This is a genomic window from Protofrankia sp. CiP1_Cm_nod2 (genome assembly GCF_920664355.1).
Classification (GTDB): domain Bacteria; phylum Actinomycetota; class Actinomycetes; order Frankiales; family Frankiaceae; genus Protofrankia.
Genome location: NZ_CAKKTL010000372.1, coordinates 1 through 3,252 on the forward strand (window position 1 = coordinate 1; position 3,252 = coordinate 3,252).

Genomic DNA, 3,252 nt, shown 5'->3' on the forward strand with positions numbered 1-3,252 from the left:
GGCTGATCCGGTCCGGGGTGCGCTTCGAGGTCACCACCTACCGGACCGAGGCGTACGACCGCACCTCGCGCAACCCGGCGGTCGCCTACGGCGACACCCTCGAGGGTGATCTCGTCCGCCGTGACTTCACCGTCAACGCCATGGCGGTGTCCGTGCCCGGCCACGAGTTCGTCGACCTCTTCGGCGGCCTGGGCGACCTCGCCCGCAAGGTGCTGCGCACACCCGGCCCCCCCGAGGCGTCCTTCGACGACGACCCGCTGCGCATCCTGCGCGCGGCCCGCTTCGAGGCCCAGCTCGGCCTGGTCCCGGTGCCCGAACTGGTCGCGGCGATGCGTTCCAGGACACCCCGGCTGAAGATCGTCTCGGTCGAGCGCATCCGGGACGAGCTGCGCAAACTCATGGTCGCGGTCGACCCCGTCGCCGGGCTCGCCCGGCTGGTGGACGTCGGCGTCGCCGACATCGTCCTGCCCGAGCTGCCCGCGCTGCGGATGGAGATCGACGAGCACCACCAGCACAAGGACGTCTACGCCCACACCCTGACCGTGCTGCGCCAGGCCATCGCCCTGGAGGACCCGCCGCCCGGCGGCGGGCCGGCTGCCCTGGAGGACCCGCCGCCCGGCGGCGGGCCGGACGAGGTGCTGCGCTGGGCCGCCCTGCTGCATGACATCGGCAAGCCGCGGACCCGCCGGCACGTCCCCGGCGGCGGCGTCTCCTTCCACCACCACGAGGTGGTCGGGCGCGACATGACCCGTAAGCGCCTGGCGGCGCTGCGCTTCCCCAAGGACGTCGCGGACGCGATCACCTTGCTGGTGTTCCTGCACCTGCGCTTCCACGGCTACGGGCGCGGGGAGTGGACGGACGCGGCGGTGCGCCGGTACGTCCACGACGCCGGGCCGCAGCTGTCCCGGCTGCACAAGCTCGTCCGCTCGGACTGCACGACACGCAACCGGCGCAAGGCCGAGGCGCTGGCCGCCACGTACGACGCGCTGGAGGAGCGGATCGCCCAGCTGGCCGAGCAGGAGGAGATCGCCGCGATCCGCCCGGAGCTGTCCGGGGACGACATCATGGCCCTGCTGGGCCTGGCCCCCGGCCGGCTGGTGGGGCAGGCCCGGGCGCACATGCTCGACTTCCGTTTCGAGGCGGGCCTGGTCGGGCGAGAGGCGGCCGAGGCGGAGCTGTTCCGCTGGGCCCGCGCGAACAACGTCCCCATCCCCGGCGAGCCCCCCGCACCCAGCCCCAACACCAGCCCTGGCCCCAGCCCCAGCCCCAGTCCTGGCCCCAACACCAGTCCTGGCCCCGGCGCCAGCCCAGCCTCGGACACTGGCCCTGGCTCCGGTGCCGGCTCCACCCCTGGCGCCCAGCCCGGCCTGCCCCCCGGCTCCCGGCCGTAGGCAGAAACCGGCGGGGCTCCGCCCCCGGCGTTGCCTCTGGTGCTCAGCCCTGCCCCTCCGCTGTAGGTAGAAACCGTTGTCATCGCGACGGTAGCCACCTACGGCAGCGGAGGCCGTAGGTGGCTACCGCTATGGGAACGACGGTTTTCACCTACGGCCCGGGGTGGCCGCAGGGCTGCGGCTGGAGTGCTGGTCAGGTAACCATGCGTATCCCCCCGAACGGTGGCACGCTTCGATAGAAGCCAGCCACCGGAGAAGATCGGCGCGACTTTGTCGTTGTGTACGCTTTTGCGACCAAAAAGCGTACACAACGACAAACTCACCTGGATCATGGCCTGTACGGGTGGGTGGTCGTAGATGGGATCCGCGCTACTTGACCGGCGCTCCAGCCACAGGCAGGGCAGGCCACGGGCAGGGAGGGCTGCCGTCGCGGCAGGGACCGCGCGTGCCTCGCGTGGTCGCGTCGAGGGTGTGGCGTCGAGCGGGCCGCGCCCCGGCGGGGGCAGGTCCGTAGGCTCAGGGGTGTGGCGCGGGCCGGAGATCTGCGACAGCTCCTCGGGCTGACGGGATTCCGGCGGCTCTATGCCGCCCGCCTGAGCTCGCAGGCCGCCGACGGCGTGTTCCAGGCGAGCCTGGTCAGTTACGTGCTGTTCTCCCCGGAACGGGCGACGTCGGCCACGGCGCTCGCGGCGTCGCTGGCGATCGTGGTGCTGCCGTTCAGCGTCATCGGCCCGTTCGCCGGGATCGTGCTCGACCGGATCTCCCGGCAGCGGGTGCTGGTGGTGTGCGCGCTGGCCCGGGCGGTGCTGCTCGTCCTGCTCGTCCTGCTCATCGCGGCCGGCCACACCGGCGCCGACTTCTACGCGAGCGCGCTCGCGGTGTTCAGCGTGAACCGTTTCGTGCTCGCGGCGCTGTCCGCGGGGCTGCCCGTCGTCGTCCCGACCGGGCGGCTGGTGACGGCGAACGCCCTGTCGGTGACGTCCGGGACGGTCATGACGCTGGTCGGCGCCGGGATCGGCAGCGGTGTACGGGGGCTGGCCGGCGGTGACGACGCGGGCGTCGCCCTGGTCGCCGCGCTCGCGGCCGTGGCCTACCTGGCCGCCGCGGGTACCGCCGGCCGCGCCGGCCGGTACGAGTTCGGGCCACTGCGCCCCACACCCGGGCAGGGGGTCCTGCGTGAGGCCCGGCAGGTGGTCGTGGAGCTGGCGGCCGGCGCCGGCCATCTGTGGCGGCGGCGCCCGGCCCGGTACGCGCTCGCCACGCTGACCGGCTCGCGGGCGGCGTACGGCCTGACGACGGTGATGGCTGTCCTGCTCTACCGCAACTACTTCACCGGCGCGGACGGTGGCCTCGGCGGTCTCGCGCTGCTGGTGACGGCCAGCGGGGTGGGCACGGTGGTGGCCGCGTTCGCCACCCCGCGGGTGACCCGGCTGGTCAGCAAGCAGGTCTGGATCAGCCTGGTGCTGCTCGTCGCCGGGATCGCCGAGATCGCCCTGTGCCTGCCGTTCTCGTCACCGCTGCTGATCGCGGCCTCGGTGCCGATCGGGTTCGCCGCCCAGGCGAGCAAGATCTGCGTGGACACGATCGTCCAGGAACAGACCGAGGACGCCTACCGGGGCCGCGCCTTCTCCCTCTACGACCTGTTGTTCAACGTGGCCTATGTGGCCGCCGCGGCGCTGGCGGCGATCACCCTGCCGCCCACCGGGCGGTCGCCCGTCATGGTGCTGGTCGCCGGCGGCGGCTTCATCGTGTGCGCGCTGCTGTACCTGCGGGCCCGCGGCCCGCGGACGCCGGCTCCCGGGCCGGCGGTGGCCACCGCCCGCCGCCTGCCCGCGGCCACCGCGACGGCGGATCCCAGCGC

At 73.5% G+C, this 3,252-nt stretch carries 2 protein-coding genes; both read left to right on the forward strand.

Going from position 1 to position 3,252, the window contains the following annotated elements; genetic code table 11:
• Positions 1 to 1,391: CCA tRNA nucleotidyltransferase (locus NBW84_RS23535; protein WP_250287502.1), on the forward strand; the 1,391-nt coding region annotated here is incomplete at its 5' end.
• Between the two features lie 524 nt (positions 1,392 to 1,915).
• The coding region (locus NBW84_RS23540) for an MFS transporter (protein WP_250287503.1) at positions 1,916 to 3,252 on the forward strand (1,337 nt) is incomplete at its 3' end.